Annotated in this window: 5 protein-coding genes and 2 pseudogenes; 4 read left to right on the top strand and 3 right to left on the bottom strand. The window is 63.5% G+C overall.

Annotated elements, in window-relative coordinates:
* Positions 1–60: 60 nt before the first annotated feature.
* From ACTJI5_RS22925 to tnpC, 3 genes are read left to right on the top strand one after another with little or no spacing between them, the layout of a single operon-like run.
* Positions 61–480, top strand: coding sequence for a transposase (locus ACTJI5_RS22925; protein WP_440859287.1), 420 nt, complete (start codon positions 61–63; stop codon positions 478–480).
* 26 nt (positions 481–506) lie between these two features.
* Entirely contained in the window at positions 507–833 is a 327-nt protein-coding gene (gene tnpB / locus ACTJI5_RS22930; protein WP_440859286.1) for an IS66 family insertion sequence element accessory protein TnpB, read from the top strand.
* A gap of 31 nt (positions 834–864) precedes the next feature.
* Complete coding sequence (gene tnpC, locus ACTJI5_RS22935) at positions 865–2388, top strand: IS66 family transposase (RefSeq protein WP_440859285.1); 1524 nt, start codon at positions 865–867, stop codon at positions 2386–2388.
* 7 nt (positions 2389–2395) lie between these two features.
* Here tnpC and ACTJI5_RS22940 read toward each other — a convergent pair.
* The 3 genes and pseudogenes from ACTJI5_RS22940 to ACTJI5_RS22950 all read right to left on the bottom strand — a co-directional run.
* Positions 2396–2512, bottom strand: a pseudogene (locus ACTJI5_RS22940) (integrase core domain-containing protein); the annotation flags it as partial.
* Positions 2513–2524: 12 nt separating this feature from the next.
* Positions 2525–3124 carry a plasmid pRiA4b ORF-3 family protein gene (locus ACTJI5_RS22945; RefSeq protein WP_440861743.1) on the bottom strand — a complete coding sequence of 200 codons (600 nt, stop codon included), beginning with the start codon at positions 3122–3124 and terminating at the stop codon, positions 2525–2527.
* Positions 3121–3321: pseudogene (locus ACTJI5_RS22950) on the bottom strand (transposase domain-containing protein); the annotation flags it as partial. The pseudogene ACTJI5_RS22950 and the gene ACTJI5_RS22945, both read right to left, overlap by 4 nt.
* Before the next feature lie 28 nt (positions 3322–3349).
* Between ACTJI5_RS22950 and ACTJI5_RS22955 the strand changes: the two are divergent.
* Complete coding sequence (locus ACTJI5_RS22955) at positions 3350–3535, top strand: transposase domain-containing protein (RefSeq protein ID WP_440861744.1); 186 nt, start codon at positions 3350–3352, stop codon at positions 3533–3535.
* Positions 3536–3563 lie beyond the last annotated feature (28 nt).

The raw sequence follows: 3563 nt of genomic DNA on the forward strand, positions 1-3563 counted from the left end.
GTAAGCGATGTTCGGGCCCCACCTTGTTTGGTTTCGTGATTGAGGCAGACCAGAGGGGATATGGACGACGCGACGCTAACGACCGGACTGGACACGCGCACTGGAGTTAGTCCGGAGCCGGCCCGGCGCCTCGAGGTGTTCAGTGGGACGGTCGGTCGACGCCGATCGTGGACCGTGGAGCAGAAGTTGGCGATCGTCGCAGAAGCGCAGCATTGCGATAATCTGACGGCGCTTGCTCAGCGGCACGATATCCGGACCTCCCAGCTCTACACCTGGCGCCGCGAGCTTCGTTACGCGCTGGAAGCCCAGCGTGGCTCGATGGATGCGGAGCCGATGTTCGTGCCGGTGGTCGCCGACAACGCCCGACGCAGCGATGTCGCGATAGAAGTGGAGATCGATGGTGCCGTGATCCGGATTGGGCGAACGGCCAAGGCCGATCTGGCTGCTGCCGTGGTGCAAGCCCTTCGGTCGGCTCGATGATCGGGCCTGGCGCTGGCGCCCGCGTCATGATCGCAACGCGGCCCGTAGATTTCCGCAAAGGGCCGGACGCGTTGGCGGCGTTGGTCGGTGCCGAGTATGGCGGCGATCCCTTTTCCGGGGTGATTTACGTCTTTCGGGCGAAGCGGACCGACCGGATCAAGCTGGTCTGGTGGGATGGAACCGGCCTGTGCCTGATGGCTAAGAAGCTGGAGTCAGGGAGCTTCAAGTGGCCGGGGATTCAGGACGGCGTGATGCGTGTGACGGCGGCACAACTTGGCGCTCTGCTGGAAGGTCTGGACTGGCGCCGAGTGCATGGCGGACGCCGCCCGATCGCTCCGCAGATTGCCGGTTGACGCGGCCTTCCCATGCTGATTCACTGCTTCCATGCTCATGGAAGCCGACCTTCCCGATGACGTTGAAGCGCTTCGCGCGCTCGTCCTCGAACAGGCTCGCGAGCTCGATGCGCTCAAGATTTTCAAAGCCGAGGTCGAGCGTCTACAAGCGATCATCGACGCCCTGCAGCGTCACCGTTTTGGCCGCCGGTCCGAACAGCTCGATCCCGATCAGTTCCAGCTTGCCCTCGAGGAAGTCGAGACGGCCTTGGCCGCGGCCGAACACGCTCGCGACAAGGCAAGCGGGGCTCCGGCACAGCGGCCGCGGAAGACCAACCGGGGTTCGCTGCCGACGCATCTGGAGCGGGTCGAACAGATCGTCGATGTCGAGACGAAGACCTGTGTCTGTTGTGGCGGCGCGCTTCATCAGATCGGCGAGGACGTCGCCGAGCGCCTCGATGTCGTGCCGACCACCTTCCGTGTCCTCGTCACCCGCCGCCCGCGCTACGGTTGCCGTTCATGCGAGGGTGCGGTCGTGCAGGCCCCGGCACCGCCGCGGATCGTCGAGGGCGGTATCCCGACCGAAGCGCTGATCGCGCAGGTGCTGGTCTCCAAGTATGCCGACCATCTTCCGCTATACCGGCAGACACAGATCTATGCCCGGCAAGGTATCCAGCTCGATCGCTCGACGCTGGCCGACTGGGTTGGCCGGGCGGCATGGTATTTGCGCCCCTTGCGCGATCACATCCTCGAGCGATTGCGAAGATCGGAACGCTTGTTCGCCGACGAGACGACGGCGCCGGTGCTCGATCCCGGACGCGGGCGGACCAAGACCGGGCAGCTATGGGCCTATGCACGCGATGATCGCCCCTGGGGCGGCAACGATCCGCCGATGGTCGCCTATGTCTATGCCGCCGACCGCAAGGCTGAGCGGGCAGAAGCCCATCTCGGCGATTTCGCGGGCATCCTGCAGGTCGACGGCTATGGCGGCTATGCCGCGCTGGCGAAGCGGCGTCAGCAGATTCGGCTCGCCTTCTGCTGGGCCCATGTGCGCCGCAAGTTCTACGAGCTCGCCGACACATCGCCGGTCGCCACCGAGGTGCTGCGCCGCATCGCCTTGCTCTATGCCATCGAAGACGAGGTGCGAGGTGCGCCGCCCGAACAGCGCCAACAAGCCCGGGGCGAGCGCAGCCGCGCCATCATCGACGATCTGCGTCGGTTTCTTGAAGCCCGCAGCCGTCAGGTCAGCGCCAAAGCGAAGATCGGTGAAGCAATCCGCTACGCGCTCACTCGCTGGGACGGGCTCTCCCGCTTCCTCGACGATGGCCGGGTCGACCTCGATAGCAATGCCGTCGAGCGGTCGATCCGCCCCCTCGCTTTGAACCGCAAAAATGCCCTCTTCGCAGGCTCTGATGAAGGCGGAGACAACTGGGCCGTCATCGCCACGCTCATCGAAAACTGCAAGCTCTCCGGTCTCAACCCCCACACTTGGCTGACCGAAATACTGACCAAGCTCGCCAACGGGCATCCCGCCAATGCCGTCCGCAACCTCATGCCCTGGACCGCCGTGGCCTGAAAACATCGCTTACGATCGTGCGGGCCTGACCGATCGTAAAGAACAGCGTCTCGTTGAGCAGCTCGTCGCGCATGCGACCATTGAAGCTCTCGACGAACCCGTTCTGCGTTGCATCATTTGGTGAAGGCTGCGGGTTCTATGACTTTGGTGTAGCGTGGGCTTTACGGTGGGGTTTTCGTTCCCACGCCAGACCGATATCCGTGAGGCGAATTGCGATGTCGGCGATATCGATTTTGTCGGGATCGAAATCGCCGCCCCATTCGAGCATGTCTTCATGCTCGGGATGGTCCGGATCAGCGAGTGCTTCGAGATACTCGGCATAGCCGGGAGACCCACCGACGTCCTCGGGCGGGCATCGGCCGGTGGCGGCGAGGAGCGAGGGGTAGGGAAAGCCCGGCACACGCGCTTCGATCCGTTCGACGGTGACGGCATGGTCCCAATAGTCGCCAAAATCATAGATATAGCGGAAGGTTTTGCCGCCGCAGTCGTCGATCGCGGAGCGCAGGGTGGTCTTGCGGGCATCATTCATGCTGGAAAGATAGTCGGGATCGGGAATGCCGAAGGCGGCGTCGCCGGCGAAACGGAACTCGTAGAGATGGGTGTCGGTCCAGCCCATGGCGATCTGGATGACCGTGTGAAGCCGGTCGAGATTGATCGACAGCGGCACCTCGATCCGGCGCATGACCTTCGGCTCGATATCCCTGAGGACGATCTTGAGGCGGGCGATAAGCGTCATGCGGCGACCTGAAGTGCGGGCTGGCGTGTCCGCCATCCCCGGGAGAGAAGCTCGTGGGGACGGTTTTGCGCGATGCTCGCGATGCGGTCAAGGACGTCGGCGAGCCAGACCTGCGGGTCGATATCATTGAGCTTGGCGGTGACGATGAGTGAATAGAGATCGGCGGCGCGCTCACCGCCGCGGTCGGAGCCGGCGAACCGTCATGACTTGCGGTTATGGAAAGGTATGCATAACCGCACGAACGCACTGTTTGCCGGCGCCGACGAGGGCGGCGACAACCGGGCGATGATCGCCACGCTCGTTGAAAACTGCAACACCAGCGGCATGGACCCACACGACTGGATGACCGAGACGCTCAGCAAACTCGCCAATGGTCACCCGGCGAATAACGTTGGGAATCTCATACCCTAGGTCGACGTGGGCTGAGAACAGCGCTTAC

The organism is Sphingopyxis sp. 22461 (genome assembly GCF_052044915.1).
Classification (GTDB): domain Bacteria; phylum Pseudomonadota; class Alphaproteobacteria; order Sphingomonadales; family Sphingomonadaceae; genus Sphingopyxis.